We start from the raw sequence: 23,663 nt of genomic DNA, 5'->3' as shown, positions 1-23,663 counted from the left end.
ATAAGATTAATCCAAATGGATTTTAATCTGACCTACAATTCGATCATATACCGCCATCAAGGTCACCGTTCCTTGCCTCGCATCCTTCGTAACCGTCAAATCTCCACGAACTGGATCGAATTTCACACCTAATGGCAGCTTGCCTTTGATCATGAACACTGGCTTAATCGATGCATTCAATATCCCACTAGAATCAACGAATTGAGTTGAATATTGTTCTTTCACATCATTTTCACCAGCGAGTGGTATCGCAATGCGAGTTGAACCCATTATATCTATCATGCATTGGAATTCTACAGGCCATTTGCCATAATCATAAATATTCACTTCACCTGTGTAATCCTTCAACTTATTGTGCGAATTTGTATCATCTGTTATTTGAGTAATCCCAAGCTTGATCTTGCCCACCGGCAAATCGTTATCGAATTCCAACATAACCGTTTTTCGATGTTGAGGATCCAGGAACGCTAAACTTGATATTGGGTACTTATTTCCTGCTTGATCGGTAACTACATAATTGCTTGTGTTTAACGTTGTCTCTTCCGTAACTGCTTTAGAGAACTCTACAAGAATACGCTTGAAACTTACCGCTTGCATACCACGAACCTCTGGAGCAATTTGATCCATTTCAACAGGTAAATTTACTTTGTGCTGCACCATCTTGTTACCCAAGTAATCTTCCATGCCTTCTACAACGAACACTTGCGAACCCGATGCAATCTTTTCATCGAACAGGAACCGATATTGATTTCCCGCAAGCGGTATAACAGAAGGTGCTGCCACACGTTGACCATTTACGACCCAATAGGCACTATCATTCGAAACAAATTTTGAATTTATATCCTCTGAAAAGGTAACCGTCACATGATTCACTGCTTGATTTATCGATTGAACAGTGGGAGCTTGATGATCCGCTCTTGGCGCGAAATTAAAAATCTGATAATGAGGTTGACCTCCACCGAATGAACCATTCCTGCCACTTAATCCCCTAATTTGCCCTTCATTAATAAACTCAGTTTGGCCTGCTTTTAAACCGCCATATGGAGTAAGGATTGCATATCTTCCATTAGGGGCAAGTTCGATTGTGCCTCTGAACCGTTCTCTGTTTATTAAGAAAGCAGAATATTCGCCACCAAAAGGCAATGCTTCTAGTTTACGAATCGGTTCGCTAAATTCCAACTTGATCGCTTTATCACCTAATGGCGTCATTTCACTGACCAATGGATACGTATTAATAACTGTCTTAAAATCCTCACTGTGCTCATCCAATCGAAGGCTACCAGCTCGTATATTTCTAATCGTGATGTTGTCCGGTTTCCCTTCATCCAACCAGTCTTTCAGCGTTATTGTCGCTGTTCGACCACTTTCAGATAAGGTCACATAGTTAATCCGCTTTCCCGACTTTAACTGATAGTTACTTACATTCTCAGCAGTATTCGCATCTACAGCTTGTGTAAAACGAACGTTGATCTCTTGCAGATTGCCCGATTTGACAGATGCAATCTCTAAGTTCGGATTAATTACCATGACACGCCTTACTGCTGCAATACAATGAGCGAGCTCATAACGAGAGGCCATTTGCAGTCCACCAAATTGACCATTTGCCTGTTTCTCGATCAACTTATATTTGAGTGCTGTCGCTACATAACCTTGAGCATAATCACTTACGGTCGGGTCCGATCCTTTAGCTAAGCGAGCTTCCTCTTTATAAGAATCACCCAATGCGCCCACTAAGAAAATAGCTAAGTCCTCTCTCTTCACATCCTCATCAGGAGCAAACAACGGTGGATTTAACCAAACCCCATTCACAATCCCATCTTCGTACGCAGCTTCCATATAAGGAACTTCTGGTCGATCTGACTTCATATCAGCAAAGGAACTTTTCTTCACCTTGTTCGAAATCTTTAAACCCTTCGCCTTCGTAATCGCCACAGCAAATTCCGAACGCTTCATATTGTCCCTTAATCCGAATAATCTATTGCCTTTGCCCACAAAAATACCATCTTTGATCAATTCATCAAAGATGGCTTTATCTGCAGCAGACAACCCCTTCAAATCAGTAAAATCACTGCTCGAAAGATTCGTCGCTGCGAGTGTCATGTTAGCTGGTAATGCAGTTAATGCAAGTACCACAGACAATATAATACCTAATACCTTGTTCATCACGATGTCCCCTTTTATGTAAGATCATCCTTGAATTTACAATATATCTAGGTTTTTCACAAATGGAAAGTGTTGTTAGCACATTCTATTTCACCGAATATCCGCCACGCACCATGACATAAATGTCTGTGTTGTTCTTCGGATCTGGCTTCACGCCACGTCCATCACGTGGGAATACCAATAGATGATTCAGTTCCACTGGAGCCCCTGGGTTCAAGTCCTTGCCACTTGTTACATCGGGAATAGTCTCCCCATCTGTACTCACCGCAATGAGCTTACCACGACGCACAATCACCTCAGCGCCCGCCTTCGCAAGCAAAGTCTGTCCCGCTTTCAGTTGTACAACTTTAAGCTCGGAAGAACCGCCGCCTGAAGACGTGTCGCCTGTACTAGCGCCACCACCAGCAAGGGCGTCTTTTACTGCTTTCTGCACATTCTGGTCGAAATAACTCTTTGTAATCATTGGATCATCAACGGAACCAGGAACCGGTGCATCAGCGTTAGCTGTTGCTACGAATGAGAGAGAAGAGATTAATGCTAGAGTTGCTATGTATTTTTTCATGGGTCACCTCATTTAATAGAATAAGGTTATTGTATAGAAGATTTGTAGATTGGTCAAAGAAGACAAAAAAAGAAGCCCGATTACTCGGGACTTCTTCTTGACATATTAATTAAGCAGTAGCAACAGTAACAGTCACTGTGTATTGCACAGTAGTACCATCTTCAGCTGTCACTGTATATTTCACAGGAGCTGTGAAGTCAACAGAAACAGTTGGAGCAACTGTCGCTTTATTGGATGCTACGATAACTGGAGCATTCAATTTTGTCAGATCGGAACCCATAGGAACTACAACTGTAATTGTTTTAGCTGTTTCGTTGACTACGCCAACTGCCGCATCAATGTTAAATGAAGTGATTGCTTTTGCAGAACTAGCAGTTGCAACAACTGTTGCAGCAGCACTAGTAACGCCGTTAACAGATGCTTTCACTGAATAAGTACCACCTGCAACCAATGGAGCATTCGTATTGATTGTGAATGTTCCTGCTGAATCTGCTTTAGCTGTACCAATACTTGCACCATTAAAGAATGCTTCAACATCAGCGTTAGCTACTGCTCTACCATTGATTTGAGTATCTCCTGATTTAGCTGGGCTAAGAACTGGAGCTTGAACTGTTGCAGCTGCATTGCGTTTTACTTCGTAGTTTGCTGATTCTGCTGCGTATTGATCATTACGAGTAATATCTTGGATATATTTAGCACCAGATTTTACTTTTACAGCATAATCAGTTGTAGCTGATTGAGTTGTTAGAACAATCTCGATATCCTTACCGTTAGCAGCAAGACGAGTAGTGTAGTCAGTACCTGCTTTTAGTGGCTCGTTAGGGTTAGAACGGTCAATTACTTGTAGATCATTACCGAATTGAGCTGCAGCAGTACCGTCTAATTTCTCACTGAATGGAAGTGTGATAACGCCGCCAGCTTGCTCAAGTCTAGTAGTGGAAGAAACACTAACAACTGGTGCAACACCATCGTACAATGAAATGCTTGGTTCAGCATTCACTTGATTTCCATTAGTTGTTTTAATGTAGTTACCAACAATTGTAGCTACATTGATAGCAGCTGCATCAGTTCCGATACTATCACGTGTTTTGATTGTAACAACGCTAGTTCCATCAGTTGTTACAGATTCAATTCTAACTGGAGCACCACCATTAACTGTTACTTCAAAGTCATTAGTACGTGCATAACCAATTGGTTGATCAAACTTCACTAAGATTGTTGTATCATCTGTAGTGCGAGCGTTCTTAGAACCATATGTCGCACTGAAAGGTGCTGTTTTAGCATTAGCTTCTTGAACATCTACAGTAACACTGTATTTATCAAGAACATTACCTGCAACGTCTTTAACACCCATTACAGTAATTGTTTGTAGTGAACCGTTATTAATAGTCTTACCAATAGTCACAGCGTCATTACCAATATAGTCTGGGAATGCCAACTGTACTGCTTTTCCATCTTGCAATACTTGGATATTTACATCAGAAGGAAGTTGTCTAGTCTTTCCTTTGAAGAAAATTGTGTAGTTAGATGGATTTTGCAAAGTTGCTGCATCCATTTTCTTACCAAATGAAATTACAACAGTATTATTAGTTGCATTGGAAGAAGCTGTTACGTCAGCAATTTTTGGTGAATCTAAATCACTAACATTAACTGTTGTTTCATAGCTAAGCATAGTGTTGTGCAAAGTAGTTGTATCTTGAACTCCAGCAATCTTCAGTGTATTTTTTCCTGTAGGCAGGTTTTTGTACAATTTAATTGCAAAAGTTTTTGAATCAACTGCTAATACACTGCTAATTCCAACAACATCGCCGTTTTTATCAGTCAAAGTGTAGAACTTTCTGTCGTCAGCACTTACATTTTTATTGTATCTAACAATAAGTGTATCTGCTGAGCTAGCATCAAATTTCACTTCAGAAACTTCTGGTCTTGTTTGGTCTACAGTAGCTTGAATTTGATACTCTTTAACAGTATTAGCATTGCCAGAGTAGTCACTTACGGAATCGATATAAAGTGTAGTAGCGTACGCTGGGATTACATTAGTACCAGTGAATTCAAACTGGTATTTATTACCGGAGATCTTCGTGAACTTGCTTGCTTTCTTCTTGCTAGTTCCAGACATCCAATAAACATCATCAGCAGAAACTGTGTTTGTATCAATATCTTCATTAAATGTGATTGTTACAGTTTCCAATGTTGCTGTAATTTCACTTGCAACTGGACCTTCTTTATCTTCAACTACTGTGAAATCAGAAGATGTTGCCAAAGATTTCAATCCTGCATAATCTTCTACAAGAGAAGTAGTAAGTTTATGAGCTCCTACAGCTAGTGTTGTGGAATCAAACGCTCTTAAAACCACTTCACGTCCACTAACAGTTACTGAACCATTGAAGTATTTATCATCAACTTTAAAGTTTGAAGAAGTTGCAGCTTTAACTGGCTCGGAGAAAACAACTTTAAGTGCAGATGTTCCAAGAGCAACTACTGATTCAACAGTTGGCAATGTGTTATCCAAAGGTGAGAAAACAACTTCACTTTGGTTAATTACTCTATCGCCAGCTTTAACATTAGTTACAGAAACTTTATAACTCTTTTGGTTTTTCATGTTGATTTCAACACCGTTAGTTTCTTTACCAAGAGTCAAAGTAACTGTATTACCGTCTGCATTTAGGCTAGCAGAAGCAATAGCACCAGCTGTAGTTGAGTAGTTGTTTTTGTCTTGTGCAGTTGCTTTATCAACGTTACCGTCGAATTTAACAACGATTTCCTTCAAGTTATCAGCAGTCACTGCTTCAACTTTAGTAGCTACACCTTTGGAAGCGATAGCTGCTTGAGTTGCTGCAACACCTTTAGCTAGTGTGTAGCGAGTTGCTTTATCAGTACCAGCGAAAGTACCATCTTCTTTAGCAGTTAACAATTTGTACTTAAGAGCAGTAGCTACATAGCCTTGTGCCCAGTCAGATACAGTCTTGTCAGTGCCTTTAGCGCCTTCAGCTTCTTTCTTAGCGTCTGCACCAAGTGCACCAACCAAGAATACAGCCAATTGCTCTCTAGTTACTTCGTCAGCTGGTGAGAAAGTAAGTGGAGTACCAGTGTTACCGTTAGCAACTTTTGCTTTGTAAGCTGCTTCTATGTAAGGAAGCTCAGGAGCATCAGCAGCAACGTCTGCGAAAGAGCTAGTCTTAGCATCAGCAGTCAATTTCAATGCTTTGGAGATTGCTACTGCGAATTCGGAACGCTTCATGTTGTCTTCAACGCCGAATTTGCCTTCGCCTTTACCTAAGAAGATACCGTCTTTGATCAATTTGTCAAAGATCACTTTGTCCGCAGCGGACAATTTGGATAGATCAGAGAAATCTGAGCTAGATGTTGCTGCAGCAAATGCTGCTGTTGAGAATGATAATGCCATAGTAGTTGAAAGAATTACGGATAAACTTTTTTTCATAACCTTTTTTTCTCCTCCTTGAGTTGCGTTTAAATTTAAATTTTTATTGGAATTATGAGAGCTCGAAATCCTCATTGGTCGATTCACCCCCTTTCCAGAGTATGAGCGTTAATATATACACTAATATTCAAGTGTGGTTATCACCACCAAGAATCTAGTAATCAAATAGATAGAAAAGTAGACACGTGTGGTGTCACCCTACACATTATACAACGCCTACATACTGACGTAAAGTGCATAAATGTGAAATCATGCCAATTTACGTGATTATGGAGTTATTTTTCCTGTTTTTTTCATGTATGTAATCTTAAACGCATGAATTTCGAAAAAGTTGCGCTAACATGAAAAAAGTTTTTGTTCGCCAAAATTCTATGTATGAGGTGTCGCAATATGTAATCTATGGGTGACCATACCCTAAGTATACAAGTGTTATTCACAATCGTCATCATCAAAGATTTTCCAAATTGAAAAGTTTTACAGCAATTAAACACGGCCTCTACAGAGAGAGACCGTGTCTGCTTCATTATTAGGAAAGATTGATTGGGAACGTCTTGCGATACTTCTGGAGAATATTAACTACGATCTGACCTGTCTCTGCACGAGTTAGGTTCGCAGTTGGATTGAAATTGACCGCCTTGCTCTTCGGATTCGATGGATCAGCAGGTGCGCCTACCATGATCTTAGCAGCGTTTACAGCATCAACTGCAGGATAAGCATAGTTGCTCATTTTATTAACATCTGCAAATGTCTTGCCAATCTTGTCAGCCAATTTCTTATCATTTACTGCCATCTTTAAATTCAAGGCCCTAGCGATCATCATCGCTGCTTGTTCACGTGTAATGGTGTATCCAGGTTCAAATACTTTGTCACTGAAACCTGAAATAATTCCTGCACGCGCTGCGGTCTCAATCTCTTCATAACTCCACGAAATTGTCCGAGAATTCGGTGTAACATCATTAAATGTAAAATTTTTATCTGAGTTAATAGGCAGCTCCAGTGCTCTTACGAGCGCAGCAGCAAATTCACCACGCGTCGTATCTACATCCGTATGGAAGAAGCTATTCTCGAAATTCGTCATTAAGCCCTTCGCATATATAGCTTGTAACACATTACGCGCCCATCCATGATTCACAATATCAGAGAAAGACTGTTTCAGCTTACCGACCATGTAATAACCGAATTCATCAAAAGGTACGGTAATTGTGTGGGCTTTAGCGTCCACTTTACCACCAAGGTTCTTCCATTGCCCCTTATCATTCATAAAGAACACACTAATGTATGAACCTGCATCTTCGACTGTATTTGGATCAAATGCCAGCGTTATTGTTCCACGCTCTGACGGCTTCAATATACGCTTCTCAGAGTCGAAATTAAATTTAGGGGTGTCATACTTAGTTCCAAACATTTTCTCCGAGTTATATGGCATTAATCCACCAGTCGCTGGCTGGTAATCTGCATCTCCCGGATTACCTCTCTCTGCATAACCGACAGATACCCAATAGAATTCTGATATGGTTGTAAAGTTCTCGCGTCCAAATGTTCTCTTGAATGCCTCATATAATTCGTTTTCTGTTTTTGCTGGCGCCTTAATACCATAATCATCTGTTCGACCTAAATATCCATCTACAGGGGAAGCAATACCAAAGAGAATGGATGCATCCGGATAAATCTTCTTATCGTCTGTACGTCTTAATACGGTCTTGCTCGGGAAGCTAAGTTCCAGCTTCTTATTAAATACAGAATGTTTATTCGAGAATTTCTCCATATACATGGAATCTACGTCTACATCACTGGCGTAGTAAACACTTACCGTATCCGTGATATCTCCTGTAGGACGCTTAATGGAAATCTTAATCTTGTTATCCTTGTCTTTCTTCAAGTCCGTGATCGTTACTTTGAAGCGATCGACCATGTCTGGAACTTTTGTCGCAACTTTGCCGTTAACTGTTACTTCTGTTGCACTTTCAGATTCGATGTCAAATATAACAAAGTTCTTATTCATGACGATTTGCTTACCAACGTTGACTACTGGTGAAAGCAGACGATATGTGGCAGGACTACGCTCAATTTCCAGGGTGTTCGTAACTGGAGCGCCTGTCTCATTAACTAACTCAACGGTATATACATGCGTTCCGACTTTCTCAATTGGCAAATTGTTAATTCGAATGCGGAAATTCTCTTTCTTGCCATAATAATCAAGTGTCGTGTTCTCAGGGAGCTTATTGGTAATATTAGAAAGACCGCCAACCTGATCTCTATCGCTTCCTGCAATTATGGAAGTTTTCACATCAGTTGCACCTATTGAAGGATCGAACCGGACAAGCAGTTCACCATTCTTCTTAATGGTAACTGTCTTCGCCCCACTACCTTCTAAGAAGTAATCGGCCTTCTTCAATGTTGTTGTAAAGTTCATCTTCAGATTGCCTTTAACTTGGAATTCAGGCGATGGAAGTAAGTAATCGCTTGGCTGAGGTACATCCAAGTTATTGTTGTGACCGTTCTTCGGTGGAGTAAGTGGACGAACATCTTTGATCGTCGGTACGTTGGAGTCAGCGATATAAATTTTCACTTCATTGACGTATTCGCGAACGATTGAACCTAGTGTGTATTTCAGAATAAATTTGATCTTATTCTCACCGATATACAATTGATCCGTATTTTTAGTGCCGATATCTAATAAAAAATTGAACTTACGTGTTGCAGGATCTAATTGCAACATGTTTGTATAATCTACCCCATTAACAAGAAATTGCGTGTTTAATAATGTAGATGGACCATCAAAACCGACGATTTGCCCTGAAACCGGCAACTTCGGAATTGTAATGGCTGAATTAACGGTATGAACCATACCATTATAAATATTGTCTAACAAGACATAGTCCTTGGAAAAACGCGTTACTTTCGCTTTTAACACAGAAGAGTTGGTCTTGTAATGCAACTCTAAGTTCTGTGCACCATCTGGGAAGTTAATAACTTTATAAGCTTTAAAGAAATGACCGCCATCTTGGTAGCTTGCGACAGATTTACCGTTGTTATCTAGTGTAACAGAACCCAATGGAACAGCATCAATAACAAGATCATCCGGAGCTTTATCAGTCTCACTCTCGATCATAATGTAATATTCGGAAGGGACATTGCTTCCATCAAGAAGCTGTTTCTGTGTGTCTTTATTAAGCCCTTTACCAGGTTCGAAATTCGGCAAGTAATACGCATTAACGAGCTGAACTTCATCTACCGAAACCTTGTAGTTGAGATTTGCTGAAATAACTACTCGCTTATCTGCTGTTGCAGTCGGCGACAAATCTCCATAGGTTAAGTTCAAGTTAATGTTCTGTGCAGCTGCTGGAACTGCCCCATTCATTTTTAAGTTATAAGGAGCTGTCTTGAAGGTGACGAGCTTATAAGCTGGCTGGTTGGATGTATCGCTAATGACTGTCTCCACAACATCCGTTATGCCTAGTGGATTCGTATCATCGTTCACTAAGAGCTTAGAATTATCCTTAAAGCTTAATTGGTTAAACGGGACCATAAGTTCAAAATTCATAACACCTGTTGCATCATTACCAGTGAACGTCTGTGTGCTGTGCAGGATGTCTTTCGTCTGCCCGCCATGTGTTAGTTCGACCTTAGAGATGGACTTCTGTCTATCAAAATAAAAAATTTGGCGGGTTGTCTTCAGTTCCTCACCGCCTTTGTTGCGGAATGTAAATTTAATCGTGTTCAAACCTGGTTCCAAGTTAATTCCAGGCGTATAGAACACACCTGAATTCGAAACAGTTCCTACCTCACCATTCACAATTAATTCGTCAGCATTATAGGCTGTACCACGGATTACAACGCTTTTTTGTGTCGTTACAACTTTATTGCCTTCATTCACATCCACAGTCGCATTACCATCAAAAAGCTGCATGGAGGCGATAACAGGACTTGCTTCGTATAAAATATAGAAATAATCACTCTTCGTAACGTAATTCTGTTCCCCACTGATGGTTACTCGGTTATAGCCTGGAAATAACTGTAAGTTATTAACGAAGAACCGATTCGGTCCCTCACTTAATACCTTGGAGTTAAATGTCTTACCTGTTTGTTCTTTCCAAACCCTATTCGTACTATCATAGGCAATCTGATCTACTTTAATATGTAGACTTGAATCCGTTACTTGCTGGAAAGAACCTTTGATCGTGATCTTGCCTTCGTTAGTTGTATACGCGATCTCACGCGTTAAGGTACTACTATCGCCAAGAATGAGATTCGCCGTATTCTTGAGCTTTGTGTCATCTGGCATAAAGAATGTCGCGATTGATGTGCTTGCTGCCTGCGCTTGGTTAATTCCGTGAAGTCCACTGAAAGTAGGAAGCACGAGAAAGATGCTTAGGACGACACATAATATTTTGCGATAAATGTTCAATGAATTCCTCTCCTTTGTACATGGTGATTAATGGTAAATCTGGATCTATGTAAACGAAGAACTGATGCCCTCCTTATCTCATGATAATAGATATAGTTTGGTATATTTATCGGTCTTTGCTAGACAAAAATGAAGACATGAATGGATTTTTTGCATAAGAAAAACTCATCCCTGAATTGGAATGAGCTTATTGGTTATAAGAATGGAATGGAATTAGTTCGATTTCGTTACTTGATCCGGCTTGGATACTTGCTTAAAGAACAGACGTCGCAAAGCGTGAAGTACAGGTTTGCGGTTCTTGGAGATGAGACCAATTGCTTCTGCTCCCAGGACGATAACAGCAAGTAATAGTGCCACGATCACAGCAGTACCCCAGCGCGTTGATTGTGCGAGCAAGATGGAGCACACGATTGCGCTTAATGCGAATACACAAGAGATTCCATAAATGATCCACACAGTCACGCGATGGGAGAATCCAAGCTGCAAGAAGCAGTGGTGCAGATGGCTCTTATCCGGTGCTGAGATCGGTGTCTTGTTCACAATACGACGCAGAATCGCAAATGCCGTATCGGAAAGCGGTACGCCCAGAATCAAGATTGGAATTAATAAGGATACAACGGTCGCTTGTTTGAAACCTAGGATGGACAAAGTTGCAAGTGCAAAGCCTAGGAACAAGGAGCCGGAGTCGCCCATGAAAATCTTAGCAGGATGAATGTTATAGAATAAGAATCCTACAATACTTCCTAGCAAAATAACGCTGAGCAGCGCGACAGTCACGCCTGTGGAACTTGGTAAAATGATGGCAAGTACGAGGATCGTCGAAGTTGCGATACCCGATACCCCTGCAGACAAACCATCCAGTCCGTCTATTAAGTTAATGGCATTGGAAACACCAATGATCCAAATGATGGTGATAGGAATGGAAATCCAGTCTTTACCTGCTAACCAGTCGCCGATAAACGGTAAGGAACTTAGGTCAATGACAAGTCCGAATGAAACAACAATAATAGCTGCAATCAGTTGGCCTAACAGTTTATAGCGTGGCGATATTTGAAAACGGTCATCGAGTGCGCCTGTCAGTACAACAACGCCTCCACCTAGTAAGAGCGCAAGCCCTGCTTCTGGATTATAGGAGTTGAGCACAGGTGAGATGACGAAATATGCGCCGACAAAAGCTAGGAATATAGCGAGTCCTCCAAGTCTTGGCATGATTCTCGAATGCACTTTACGTTCATTAGGTGCATCAACAGCTCCAACGCGGAAGGCAAACCGCTTCACTAGCGGTGTCAATAGCAATGATATTACACATGCCACGACAAACCCTATTAAATATAACCCATACATGTTATTCCCCTCACTGCCCCTCTTATCTCAATCAGTAGTCATGCGTCCACATTATACTCCCTCTTGCTGTGAAAAATCCACCCTCATTTTTCACAAAAGTTCAAATAATAATCGATTTTTACGATAAATTACTTCGATTTCAGTACTTTATCTCGATCTCTCATGACTTTAAGGGCAAATTTCGGGAGTAACAGCATTCTTTTGTAGCGCCAAGGTTCTTGGAGCAAGCGGTAGAACCACTCTAAACGCAGCTTTTGAAACAGCTTCGGAGCGCGCTTGAGCTTACCTGACAAGACATCGAATGATCCGCCAACCCCGATAACGACAGGTACACCCAATTCAGCTTTATGCTGAGCAATCCACGGCTCTTGACTTGCCGCAGATCGACCTACAAGAAGGATGTCTGGATCTTGCACCCGAATATCAGCGATTACTTGTGCGTCTTCATCGCTGCCAAAGTAGCCATTACGCACACCTACAATCCGAATGGTCGGAAAATCGCGCTGCAGCTTGGCTGCCGCAGCTTCAATGACTTCTGTGGTCGCACCGACTAGGTACACTTTCCAGCGCTTCACTTCGCCAGCTCGCATTAACTCCTGCACTAGATCAAAACCAGCCACCCGCTCTTGAACCGGCTGCCCGACATGATTCGCTGCCCAGACGACACCCGCCCCGTCAGGGACAATGAGGTCTGCCTTACTCATCATGTTATGGTAGTCGGGGTTGTTTAGCGCCTCCATCAACATGATGGGGTTAGCTGTAATGACTTGATGCGGTGTACGACTATCGATCACATGCTTTAAGTACGACACCGTCTCCTTCATGTTCATGCGGGAGACGGGAATACCGTAGAGCGATACGACAGGAAATGGCGGCGTGAGCGCTTGGGCTTGTGAACTTGATTGGGATTCATTTTGATGTGTCATTTATCTATCTCATCCTTTTTGACGGAGGATTGTTGAAATTTGTTGCGCTGGACGCTGTGCTTGCTCTTTAAGCGCGGTAATGGCAGGCAGCGTACGCTCCCTCCACTGATCGCGATTAGCAAGTAATTCTAATGTATGCTCCGCTAGCTGCTCCGCATCGATCTGGCTCGTTGATGCAGCAGGTTTCATGCCGAGTCTGCCCAAGAATTGGTCGATCTTCGGATCGTAAGAGATTCCCACCATCGGTACGAACTGGGAGGCGGCGTAGATCAGCGCATGCAAGCGCATGCCGATGACTAGGTCGCATGCCGCCACTTCAGCAAGCATATCTTGCGGATGGCTGACGCCTCGCACGATGGAGATGCGGGAGGTGAGAGATGCGCTATTTGCTTCTGTCGATAAGGCTGAACCTTCAAGCGATGGCGATGATGCCGCGCTGCCAGCAGATGATGGATCTGTGCCATCGGCACGGATGCCCATCTGCGAGAGCACGTATGCCGACGCGTCTTCGTCCGTCGGCAGGTGGAACGGCAGCAGCCGAATGTGTACATCGGCTGCTGCCGCCAAGATGCGGCGCAGCGCATCTGCGAGCGCAGCGAGCTCACTGCGGTCCGCGTTCCAGAAGCGGACCGAGACGCCGATGACCTTCGGCACAGCCGGGTCATCGGGGGTTGTGGCAGCAGCGGCGGATAGCGCGCTGCTGGCAGATTTGCCTCCCGCGCGCAGCGGGAGGCCCATGACTGGATCGGGGACGACGTCGACCCGATCCACGGCTACGCCCATGCGGCCGAGCAGCTGGGCGGATTCCTCATCGCGTACCGATATGTACGCGCTGCCCCCTATCGCGGAGCGGATCCACGGGAAGAAGCTTTGTTTCTGCACGGGTCCAACGCCCTGCGAGTAGATGAACGTCGGCTTGCGCAGCCACTGTGCAAGCTTGATAATCGCGACGTAGTAAGGGATCGTACGCGAGCTTGTTGCATCTTGCAGGAGCGATCCGCCGCCTGAGATCAAGCCAGCGCTTCCGCGCAGCGCACCAAGCACGGCGCCAAGCTTCATCCGATGTACGGCATCCACGCCGTACATGCTGCGGGTTCGCTCGGGATTGGCTGAGAGGACAACTGGCTTTATGGTTACACCTTGAGCCGTTCCCTGCTCCTCCAGTGCCAACAAAATAGACTGCAATACCGCTTCATCGCCGCTATTATCAAATCCGTAATAACCGGATATTACTATTTTTCTAACAAGGGGGCTCCCCATTTTTTCCAACTCCTCAAAGCGATTTCCCAGACGACAATCAGCACGAGGCCAATTAAGAAGCCGAATACAACACCATAAGTGATACGAATACCTGAGATTTCAAGCGGCGTGTGTAAATGAGCAAATGTATCAATAATCGATAATTGACCTATAACACCGATTGCTAATAAATAGATCGCATGCTTGTACTTTAAGACTAAATAACCACCCAAAATAAAGAGCGGATGCGCCAACAAAAATTCCTTCGTACGTGGACGTACACCAAGTGTATTTTCTAGGAATGAACGGAACGTACGCTCCAAAGAAGAAGTTGTGCCAGCATTACCTGTACGTGACAAGTAGTAGTAAACCGCAGCAAGCGCAACACCTACAAGTACAATGGCAAGGACGCTGATCTTAGACTTCAATAAATCACGCACACGCTGCATGCGTTCTGCACCTGTCATCTTCTCATTGAATAACAGCACATAAAGGCCTGCTAGTGCAATCGGAATAAGGTGTAACAGCGACACACCGCGGAATTGCTCAATGACGAGGAAGTATTTGACCTGATTTAGCAGTGCCACAAGGTAGAATACCCCAATTAACGAAGTAAGCGATGTACGAACAAGCAGCCATGCTGCAAACAACAGACGGGAGCTTCGTGCCCATTTGGCACCACCGTTGTTCACCGTACGAATCGCTAGAATAACAGATAACGTAGATGCACAAATCGCCACAGCTAGTGCTAAACCTTGGGAGTACAGGCTCTCTGACAACACACGTAAGCCGCCTGCGCCAATAGCGCCAATAACGAATAGGAACAACGTCAAGCTCGGAACAAAATAAGAAAGCGTTAATGCAATTAATGCCACACCACCAAGCAACAAAAGGTAAGGTGCGATCTTCTGCCATGTCGTAATAAACGAACCATGATCAACTGTGAATGCTACTGCAGGTGCATCAACGAAACCTGATTTCTCAATACGAGGAATCGCTCCACCTTCACCGTTCAAGGTTTGATAAATCTCTTCTAATGGGTGATCAACCATTTTCTTATCTAAGCTCTTGGAAATCTTAGCGTTCAGGAATACCATACGAATGTTACGATCTTTTACAGCAAGAACGAAACGATCTGATATGTCGAGAACGCGTTGGTGAATCTCTTCACGATCCACAGGCTCCATAAACTTCTCTGTATCTTTCTCTGTAAAAGAGTGCAGACGCACGACATTGTACTCAATCTTGCTTGCAAGCTTGTTAAAACCTTTTTGTGGTGCTTTCAACATTTCAATACCCGCAAGCCCAATATCATACTTACGAAGAATGCTCGCCATATCAATCAGATCATTCGGTTTGTCTGTGAAACCAGGAACCGCATCTGAATCTGGAATAATTCGTGTTACACCATACTCTTTGAAGCTGCCGATCAGCTTATCCATTTGTTTGGGCTCGAATGGACGCTTATTGGACATCCGCACAACGATATGGAACCCTTGATCCTTGAGTGCCTTCATTGTCATTGGATCTGGATCCATCGGACGCATGATCGCATCATCCATACCCATTTCAATGATCATCCCACTGCGACCTTTGAATGTCCAAGGCTTCGTCACGACGCCAAAATCCTTAAAACCTTTTTCAATAATTGGTTGTAGATTCTTTTGTACCTCTTGATCTGCGAACAGAACATACGTGAAGTTCTCACCTGCAGGAAGCAACGTTTGTGTTAGAGACATCGCATCACGAGTTGAGAAAACTTCAAGACGGCGCTGCTCTCTCATTTCTTGCAAAGTTCCTTCATAAACAGACATCGAGTGAATACCCGCTGCCTTCATCTTCTTTAAATGCTCGTCCACAAAAGCGAGCGGATCTGGCTGTGTATCTGCAATGTCGAGTAAATCACGATAATCAAACACAAATTCGACGTTATTCGCCGATGTTTCGGTATTCTCTCTTGCAAAAACAAGCGGAACTGCAGCAACAAGTCCGAGAACGACAAGTACAATCAGCAGTTTGCGCACTTTGGTATTCCAAGCACGATACATCTTGAACATACTTCTTATGACTCCCTTCGATACCTTCTGGGTATCCCACTCATGTTATTTAGATTTCTCTTCACACAAAAACCTCTCCCAAACGCATATGCATCAGGAGAGGTCATCTCACCATTAGGCTATCTCCTGCGGTTAGGCCAAGAGCTCCGCATCAATTTGCTTCATAACAGCCTCGGAAACAACCGCTAACTGCTGCTGTGCATCTTCAAGCGAAGTGCCCTTTACGGCAAAATAAAACTTCATCTTCGGTTCCGTGCCCGAAGGGCGCAAACAGAACCATGAGCCACCCTCAAGCTTGCACTTGATCACATTCTCACGCGGCAATCCATGAAGTCCCTGTGTGTAGTCCTCAAGCTCCTGAACAGGCATTCCCGCAATCATTTGCGGAGGATTCGCACGCCACATATCCATGACAGCACGAATACGCTCGATCCCATCCTTGCCCTTCATCGTTCTTGATTCCAGTTTTTCCATAAAATAGCCGTGTGATGCGTACAGCTCATGCAGAGCGTTAGCCAGTGTCTGGCCTTTGCTTTTATAGTAAGCAGCTGCTTCGCAAATCAGCAACGCTGCCACAATCGCATCTTTATCACGCGCATACGTACCTGCAAGGTAACCGTAGCTCTCTTCGTAACCGAATAAGAATTGTTTCTCACCCGTCGCTGCGAATTGTGTCATTAGCTCACCAATGTATTTAAAGCCTGTGAGTGTGTTGCGTGTTTCAACACCATATGAAGCTGCAATCGCAGCACCCATCTCACTGGTCACAATTGTCTTGATGATCACACCGTGATCCGGCAATTCGCCTCGCTCCTGCATGGAGCTTAGTAAGTAATTCACGATAATAGCACCTGATTGATTACCACTGAGCGCCACATACTCACCTGTAATATCTTTAATAATTGCCCCCATGCGGTCTGCGTCCGGGTCCGTACCGATAATCATATCGGCATCCCATGCTCGTGCATCTTCGAGTGCAAGTGTGAATGCATCCCGCTCCTCAGGATTCGGTGACTTCACCGTCGAAAACTCAGGATCAGGTAATTCTTGTGCAGCAACAACACGTACCTGTTCGAAACCTGCAGCAGCAAGCGCCTGGCGTACAGGCTGATTCCCAGCACCATGCAGTGGTGTATACACAATACGGAAATCTCCGCTCATTGCTTTCACCACGTCTGGACGCTGACTCACAGCAGTCACCGCTTCCAGATAACGACGATCGATCACTTCCCCAATCCATTCCAACAGATCGCATGCTAAGGCTTCTTCACGAGTCATCCTGCGTACTTCACTAAATGCCGTAATACTTTGAATTTGTCGTGTAACTTCATTCGCACCATCTGTCGTTAACTGACCACCGTCTGAGCCATAGACTTTATATCCATTGTACTCAGGCGGATTATGGCTTGCAGTAATGACAATCCCTGCTGTCGCACCAAGTTCGCGCACAGCAAATGATAGCTCCGGTGTGGGGCGAAGCTCTTCGAATACATAAGCTTTAATGCCGTTACCAGCCAGTACCAGTGCCGCTTCCAATGCAAATTCAGCCGAGCGATGACGCGAGTCATACGCGATCACGACCGATGCTTGCTTGCCCTTTACATCTTGGTCAACACTCGAAGTAAGACTTTGAATGTAATGAGCCAGTCCTTGCGTAGCACGACCCACTGTATACACATTCAATCGATTCGTACCCGCACCCATGACACCACGCAAGCCTCCGGTTCCGAATTCCAAATCTTTGTAAAAGCGATCTTCCATTTCCTTCGGGGACTCTGCAATCGCACGCAGCTCTTCTTTCGTCAAATCATCCACTACTGGGTCATTCAGCCATCGTTGATATTCAGTTTGAATACGTGTCAATGTTGCCATGAATATTTCCCCTTTTCCCCATACAGGATGATTCCTGCACGTTAGTCGTTTGGATCATTCAATCAGACGAAAGTTAGTTGGCATTCGAGAGGGCAAACATCAATTCGCCTTCTGCCACAACTTTGTCTCCAACCTTAGCAACAGCAGAACCTTTTCCAACTGTACCTTTGAGACGTGTAATTTCCATAGATAGTGTTAAGGTATCACCAGGAACGACCTGTCCACGAAAACGGAAGTTATCAATTCCTGCAAAAAACGCAAGTTTGCCTTTGTTCGCTTCCATTTTCAAGATTGCCACTGCGCCTACTTGCGCCAATGCTTCAACAATGAGCACACCCGGCATAACCGGGTAACCTGGAAAATGACCTGTGAAAAAAGGCTCATTGATTGTCACATTTTTAATGCCAACTGCACGCTTACCGTCTTCTACCTCCAGAATACGATCTACCAATAGAAATGGCGGTCGGTGAGGTATAATTTCTTGAATTTGATTAATATCCAGCATCATTTAAAGCTCCCTCCAAATTACTTATGTACGACTTCGATTCAGCATCGTAAATTGCCCTACATAGATGAGCGAAGTCACAAAAGAAAACACAATCACACACCATAAATACACAATAGCGAACGAAAATTGAAAAAAGATAAAGAAAATGCCTAAATAATAAAGGACTGTCGTCCATTTACCAAATGCATTAGCCGGGACTGTCTTCTTTCCTCGAAAATAAAAATATGCAGATCCCAAGATCATCCCCGCATCCCGAATAAACATTACGAGTGCGGCTTGCCAAGGAATCATTCCCGATAATAAAAGTGAAATAACAACGGCAAGCATCATTGTTTTGTCAGCCAAGGGATCCAGCATCGTGCCCATCGGCGTAATTTGTTTATGTGTCCTTGCATAATAACCGTCTGCCACATCTGTCAGTCCGGCGAGTGCGAGTATAACAAAAGATGTCTTCAAATACCCCAGAAAAAAACAGAACAGGAAAACGGGAATGAGGACAAACCTGCTTATTGTAAGCAAATTCGGTACATTCAAAAAGTCCCTCTCCCTTGCCATGTTACTAGTTTCATTCATTATACATTTCCTGAAACAAAAATAAAACTCCCTTGCGGGAGCTTCCAGATTGAAATGCCAAAGGCTATAAGTGATTTAATCTGCAAAAATAAGATCGAATAAATGCTTCCATGTACTCCAGTGCATCATATCGCCCATCGGCTGTTTACCAAGCTTCACATAACCGACCCACAAGCCGACACATGCCAGCACGATGAAAAGAGCAGGGACGCGTATATATTTTAAAATGGTCAGCGTGACCTTCTGCCATTTTTTCTTCGGTTTACTTGGCTTCTTCATCCGATCAGCAGCTGCATCTGGATTATCGGTTACCATAGGTTCCATTGATTTAACCACGTAGATTATTCGCCAAGCCCATCATCGTATCCGAGGAAGTAATTGCTCGTGAATTAAGCTGAAAAGCACGCTGAACCATAATCAGTTCAGACATTTCATCTGTTAAATTCACATTGGAATGCTCCAAGAAACCTTGCATCACACGAATTGGGTCCCCATTTAAAGGATTTTCATTAGCTAGGTCACTTAATACTTGATTACGATCCACACCTGCAGGCAGTTCATACATATTGTCGCCAAGTCCTCGCAATAACTGCGGTCGAACGGCGCGTACAATTCGCATTTGCCCCAAATCAACCGGAGGAGCTCCCGCGTCTGCTTTATCATAAGCAAGCATATGGCCGTTCGCATCTACCTGAACCCGATGATTCGTCGGTATAATAATGGGATCGCCATCTGTATTGTAAACCGCATAGCCTTCTTTGGTTGTCAGAACTTCTTCGCGATTTTGATTCATCGTAATTGCAAAAGAACCGTTCTTCGTCCATGCAGACTTCACAGAAGGGTTACCATTTGCATCAACCGTCTGAATACCAACTTCAAACATGCCATTACCTTCCACAGCGAAGTCTAGCGGGCCATCTGATGGCTGAATCGAGCCTTGTGTCATATCTTTGTGCATATTCACAAGTCTAGCACCAAAGCCTTGATTAAGTCCTAGCGGAGTCATCCGGCCTGGCTGACGGAAATCTTCTGGCTGCGACTTCACCTTTGTGAGTACATCCTCAAAAGACGCTTGCGTCTTCTTATAGCCCGTCGTATTCGCATTGGCCATATTGCCTGCCAGGATGTCCAGTTTTTGCTGCAAACCTTGCAGTGAAACGGACGAACTAATTATTGAATGATTCATAGTCGCTCCTCCTGTTAAATCCGTCCGATCTCATTCACAGCTTTTTCTAAGCTTCGATCGTAGAATTGAATGACTTTCTGATTCGCTTCGTATGCTCTTTGTGCCGTCATCATGTCAACCATGGATTGAGTCGGATCCACATTGGAGCGTTCAATATACCCCTGACGCACCTCAGCTGCATCCGTGTCCAATAACGGTGTAAGAGTTGCCTCATCCTCTGATCGAATGGCGTATAATCCATTTCCCTCACGAAGGAGTAGATTCGGATTCTCCGCTTTCGTAATCATAAGTTTAAGAGGATCTCCATTCGCATCCGCAAGAGGCTGTCCCTCTTTATCTACGAAAATACCTTTATCTGTTACCTTGAAGTCACGAAGAGGTTCATCGTTCGCATCCTTAAGTACAATAGGTGCTCCAGCTTGATCAATGAGGCGATTTCCGTTCGAATTGATAAGCTCTCCTGCCTCATTCACTGTGAACTTCCCATTGAGCGAGTAACGGCGTTCGCCATTCTCATTAACCATTGTAAAAAAAGCGTGCGGCTGAAAAGTTACAGTGCCGTTATCATCCAAGGATTTGCCCGTAGCATCAAATCTCATTCCGGGAACTTGAATGTTCGACCGCAGAGCAAAGTCATATGTATTGTTCGTCTCTTGCAAATCACCCTGCCCATAGATCGAAACGTTCTCTTCAGCAAATATACCCGTTGTTAGTCGACCTATTTGGCCATTGGGTCTGCCTGATGCAGAAGCGTCGGTCCCCATAGCGGTTACGAGTGCCTCTGGAAAAGAGCGTGCTAACGAAATGCCTTGTTTAAAGCCAGGTGTATTTATGTTCGCAATGTTGTTCGTCACTGTATCATGTTTACGCTGCTGTGTAATCATGCCACCTGCTGCGGTGTACAATCCCCTTAACATCAAAACCCCCCTCTACGAAGGAGCAAAGTGCCTTTACATTAAAACTTGCGTTTCGACACCTTGTCCAAATTATCGAGCATAATTCCTGTCCCTTTTACTACGCAATGCATTGGATCTTCTGCGATCAAGACTGGCACTTTCAATTCATCAGCGAGCAATTGATCAAGTCCATGCAGCATCGCGCCGCCACCTGTTAAGATCACACCACGGTCGATAATATCTGCAGATAGTTCAGGCGGCGTGCGTTCCAGCACACTTTTGGCAGCCGTTACAATAGATGAAACGGAATCCCATAGCGCTTCTTGCACTTCACCTGAATGAATCGTAATTGTCAGTGGCAAGCCAGAAACCATATCACGTCCGCGAATATCCATCTCCGCACGTTGACCGTTCAGATAAACAGTTCCTATGTTCACCTTTATATCTTCGGCAGTTCGCTCGCCAATTAATAGCTTATATTTATTTTTTATGTATTTCGAGATTGCAGAATCGAACTTGTCCCCTGCAATTTTGACAGAAGAGGAGGTTACGATATCACCCATTGATAGAACGGCGATATCTGTTGTGCCTCCACCAATATCCACGACCATGTTACCACTTGGTTGATAAATATCCATTCCGGCTCCGATTGCTGCGGCTTTCGGCTCTTCTTCCATGAATACTTCCTTCGCTCCGCAGTGTTCAGCAGCTTCACGAATTGCTTTTTGTTCCACAGATGTGATATTCGTTGGTGCACAAATAAGAACACGAGGAGATGAGTACCAGTTCTTACCGCCTACTTTTTGAATAAAATACTTCAGCATCGCTTCCGTCACATCAAAATCTGCAATAACGCCGTCTCGGAGTGGTCTGATCGCGATAATGTTGCCAGGTGTACGACCCACCATGCGTCTAGCTTCTTCTCCAACAGCAAGAACCCTCTTAGATTCGCTCTCAATAGCGACTACAGAAGGTTCATCCAGAACTACGCCGTGCCCCTTTACGTGAATCAGCACATTGGCCGTTCCCAGGTCAATTCCTATATCTTTACTAAACATCTAAACTTAGCCTCCCTAAAATTTCCGTCCGTCCAAAAAAGAATCGGCATCTATTTGCGATTATCTCTAATAATTATAAACTATATTCGTTAAAAAAACACAGTATATTCTTTTTTTTCTTGACGAATCTCGACAACTTACAACAAATTTGGGAGGACGCTATAACGCACTTAGGACTTGACCGGAATTAGCGGTTCCGATTGCTTGGGATGGGTCGATTTACGGTATTTAATTTTAGTAGCTTCGCCTCCTCTTAAATGACGAATGGATTTGTGATACTCCAGAATATGTTTAACTTGGTTAGCTAGATCAGGATTAATTTCTGGAAGTCGTTCTGTCAAATCCTTGTGCACCGTACTTTTAGAAACCCCAAATTCCTTCGCGATCGTTCGAACCGTATTTTTTGTTTCCACGATACAAGTTCCGATTTTGATCGTCCGCTCTTTGATGTAATCGTGCACGCCTCTCGCCTCCCTGCTCAAGTTAGATTGGTACATTATATGAGGGGCAAGGGCTAATATTCTTTGTGACCAAGCCTGACAAGCCCATTTGTGTACAAATATTTTGAAAAAGACTGCCGTTTAAACACAAAAAGAGCGTACAGCTCTAGGCCATACGCTTCTTGGTTATCAGCTAACTTGTTTATTTTTTCTCTTCTTTTTGCGTCAAAAGGTTTTCCGGATTCAAAACTGTCCCAGAAGCTGCTTGACGAACTTCAAAGTGGAGATGCACATCTTGTGCTTTTTCCAGATCATTTCGTCCAGCTTTGGCGATCACATCGCCCTGCTTCACATCTTGACCTTTTTGCACTTTTACGTCAGATAAGCTTTGGTATACCGTTACTTTTCCATCCGCATGTGTAATCTCAACCAAGTTTCCCACGACAGGATCGGTAGCTACCGCGGATACTTTACCGCTCATTGCTGCAAGGACATCAAACGTTGCTTTGTCTTTACGCGCAAGCGCAAGTCCTGTGTTCGGCACGAATGTATCTGCATACTCAATGGTGGATTGTGCTTTTGCTTCAGAGCTTGAATTCCGATCGTAGAACTTGAGCACGACGTCTACATCATTCTTGTCTTTCACCGGCCACTTCATGTTCTCCTGAGGGCCATTCGCAGCGACTGCTCCATTACCTGGATCACCTTTGGACACTTGCTCGGATTGAGAGACAGCTTCGTTTACATTCTTACTAGCAGCATTTTGATAGAGCCATGTTGTTAAGGTTAAGATAATTGCCGCTGCTGCTACATAGATGACTGGAAACACCCATTTTTTAGCAAAAAATCTCTTCATTGCTGATTGCTCTGCTCCAGGATTCGTTTTTGGAGCATTTGATTTGTTGTCAAAGCCTTGTTTTTGATCACTCATATAATTATCACCTCATCAACCATTGTTGACAGGTGAAAAAGTTTTATACGTGCTTTTA

At 43.5% G+C, this 23,663-nt stretch carries 17 protein-coding genes; all 17 read right to left on the bottom strand.

What is annotated here, in order from left to right; genetic code table 11:
• Window positions 1–6: 6 nt before the first annotated feature.
• Entirely contained in the window at window positions 7–2,163 is a 2,157-nt protein-coding gene (locus ACSBOP_RS00580; RefSeq protein ID WP_442602592.1) for an S-layer homology domain-containing protein, read from the bottom strand.
• 85 nt (window positions 2,164–2,248) lie between these two features.
• Window positions 2,249–2,725: a hypothetical protein gene (locus ACSBOP_RS00575; protein WP_442602591.1), complete on the bottom strand. Its 477-nt coding sequence runs from the start codon at window positions 2,723–2,725 to the stop codon at window positions 2,249–2,251.
• A gap of 109 nt (window positions 2,726–2,834) precedes the next feature.
• Window positions 2,835–6,167, bottom strand: a complete 3,333-nt coding sequence (locus ACSBOP_RS00570; RefSeq protein ID WP_442602590.1) for an S-layer homology domain-containing protein — start codon at window positions 6,165–6,167, stop codon at window positions 2,835–2,837.
• Between the two features lie 526 nt (window positions 6,168–6,693).
• Entirely contained in the window at window positions 6,694–10,575 is a 3,882-nt protein-coding gene (locus tag ACSBOP_RS00565) for an S-layer homology domain-containing protein (protein ID WP_442602589.1), read from the bottom strand.
• A gap of 213 nt (window positions 10,576–10,788) precedes the next feature.
• A complete protein-coding gene (locus tag ACSBOP_RS00560) occupies window positions 10,789–11,919 on the bottom strand; it encodes a glycosyltransferase family 4 protein (protein WP_442602588.1) in 1,131 nt (376 codons plus the stop codon).
• Between the two features lie 128 nt (window positions 11,920–12,047).
• Window positions 12,048–12,845, bottom strand: a complete 798-nt coding sequence (locus tag ACSBOP_RS00555; protein ID WP_442602587.1) for a WecB/TagA/CpsF family glycosyltransferase — start codon at window positions 12,843–12,845, stop codon at window positions 12,048–12,050.
• Between the two features lie 9 nt (window positions 12,846–12,854).
• On the bottom strand, window positions 12,855–14,105 hold the full coding sequence (locus ACSBOP_RS00550; protein WP_442604329.1) for a polysaccharide pyruvyl transferase family protein: 1,251 nt from the start codon (window positions 14,103–14,105) through the stop codon (window positions 12,855–12,857).
• Window positions 14,078–16,141 carry a DUF5693 family protein gene (locus ACSBOP_RS00545; protein WP_442602586.1) on the bottom strand — a complete coding sequence of 688 codons (2,064 nt, stop codon included), beginning with the start codon at window positions 16,139–16,141 and terminating at the stop codon, window positions 14,078–14,080. Before ACSBOP_RS00545 ends, ACSBOP_RS00550 begins: the two co-directional genes overlap by 28 nt.
• Window positions 16,142–16,273: 132 nt before the next feature.
• Entirely contained in the window at window positions 16,274–18,013 is a 1,740-nt protein-coding gene (locus tag ACSBOP_RS00540; protein WP_442602585.1) for a phospho-sugar mutase, read from the bottom strand.
• A gap of 73 nt (window positions 18,014–18,086) precedes the next feature.
• The gene (gene fabZ, locus ACSBOP_RS00535) at window positions 18,087–18,518 is read right to left on the bottom strand and encodes a 3-hydroxyacyl-ACP dehydratase FabZ (RefSeq protein ID WP_442604328.1); all 432 of its coding nucleotides are present in this window, start codon (window positions 18,516–18,518) and stop codon (window positions 18,087–18,089) included.
• Between the two features lie 24 nt (window positions 18,519–18,542).
• Window positions 18,543–19,055: a CDP-alcohol phosphatidyltransferase family protein gene (locus tag ACSBOP_RS00530; protein WP_442602584.1), complete on the bottom strand. Its 513-nt coding sequence runs from the start codon at window positions 19,053–19,055 to the stop codon at window positions 18,543–18,545.
• 114 nt (window positions 19,056–19,169) lie between these two features.
• Window positions 19,170–19,418, bottom strand: a complete 249-nt coding sequence (locus tag ACSBOP_RS00525) for a DNA-directed RNA polymerase subunit beta (RefSeq protein WP_442602583.1) — start codon at window positions 19,416–19,418, stop codon at window positions 19,170–19,172.
• Window positions 19,419–19,422: 4 nt separating this feature from the next.
• Window positions 19,423–20,280, bottom strand: a complete 858-nt coding sequence (locus ACSBOP_RS00520; protein WP_442602582.1) for a flagellar hook-basal body protein — start codon at window positions 20,278–20,280, stop codon at window positions 19,423–19,425.
• Window positions 20,281–20,294: 14 nt separating this feature from the next.
• Window positions 20,295–21,197, bottom strand: coding sequence for a flagellar hook-basal body protein (locus tag ACSBOP_RS00515; protein ID WP_442602581.1), 903 nt, complete (start codon window positions 21,195–21,197; stop codon window positions 20,295–20,297).
• 38 nt (window positions 21,198–21,235) lie between these two features.
• On the bottom strand, window positions 21,236–22,234 hold the full coding sequence (locus ACSBOP_RS00510; protein ID WP_442602580.1) for a rod shape-determining protein: 999 nt from the start codon (window positions 22,232–22,234) through the stop codon (window positions 21,236–21,238).
• A gap of 170 nt (window positions 22,235–22,404) precedes the next feature.
• On the bottom strand, window positions 22,405–22,695 hold the full coding sequence (gene spoIIID, locus ACSBOP_RS00505; RefSeq protein WP_258209248.1) for a sporulation transcriptional regulator SpoIIID: 291 nt from the start codon (window positions 22,693–22,695) through the stop codon (window positions 22,405–22,407).
• Between the two features lie 181 nt (window positions 22,696–22,876).
• Window positions 22,877–23,605, bottom strand: a complete 729-nt coding sequence (locus ACSBOP_RS00500; RefSeq protein WP_442602579.1) for a peptidoglycan DD-metalloendopeptidase family protein — start codon at window positions 23,603–23,605, stop codon at window positions 22,877–22,879.
• Window positions 23,606–23,663: the final 58 nt, after the last annotated feature.

This window comes from Paenibacillus sp. KN14-4R (assembly GCF_052180255.1).
In the GTDB taxonomy this organism is placed as follows: Bacteria; Bacillota; Bacilli; order Paenibacillales; family NBRC-103111; genus Paenibacillus_AM.
The sequence above is the reverse complement of the archived record's forward strand: the minus strand, read 5'-3'. Positions and strand labels throughout refer to the sequence as shown.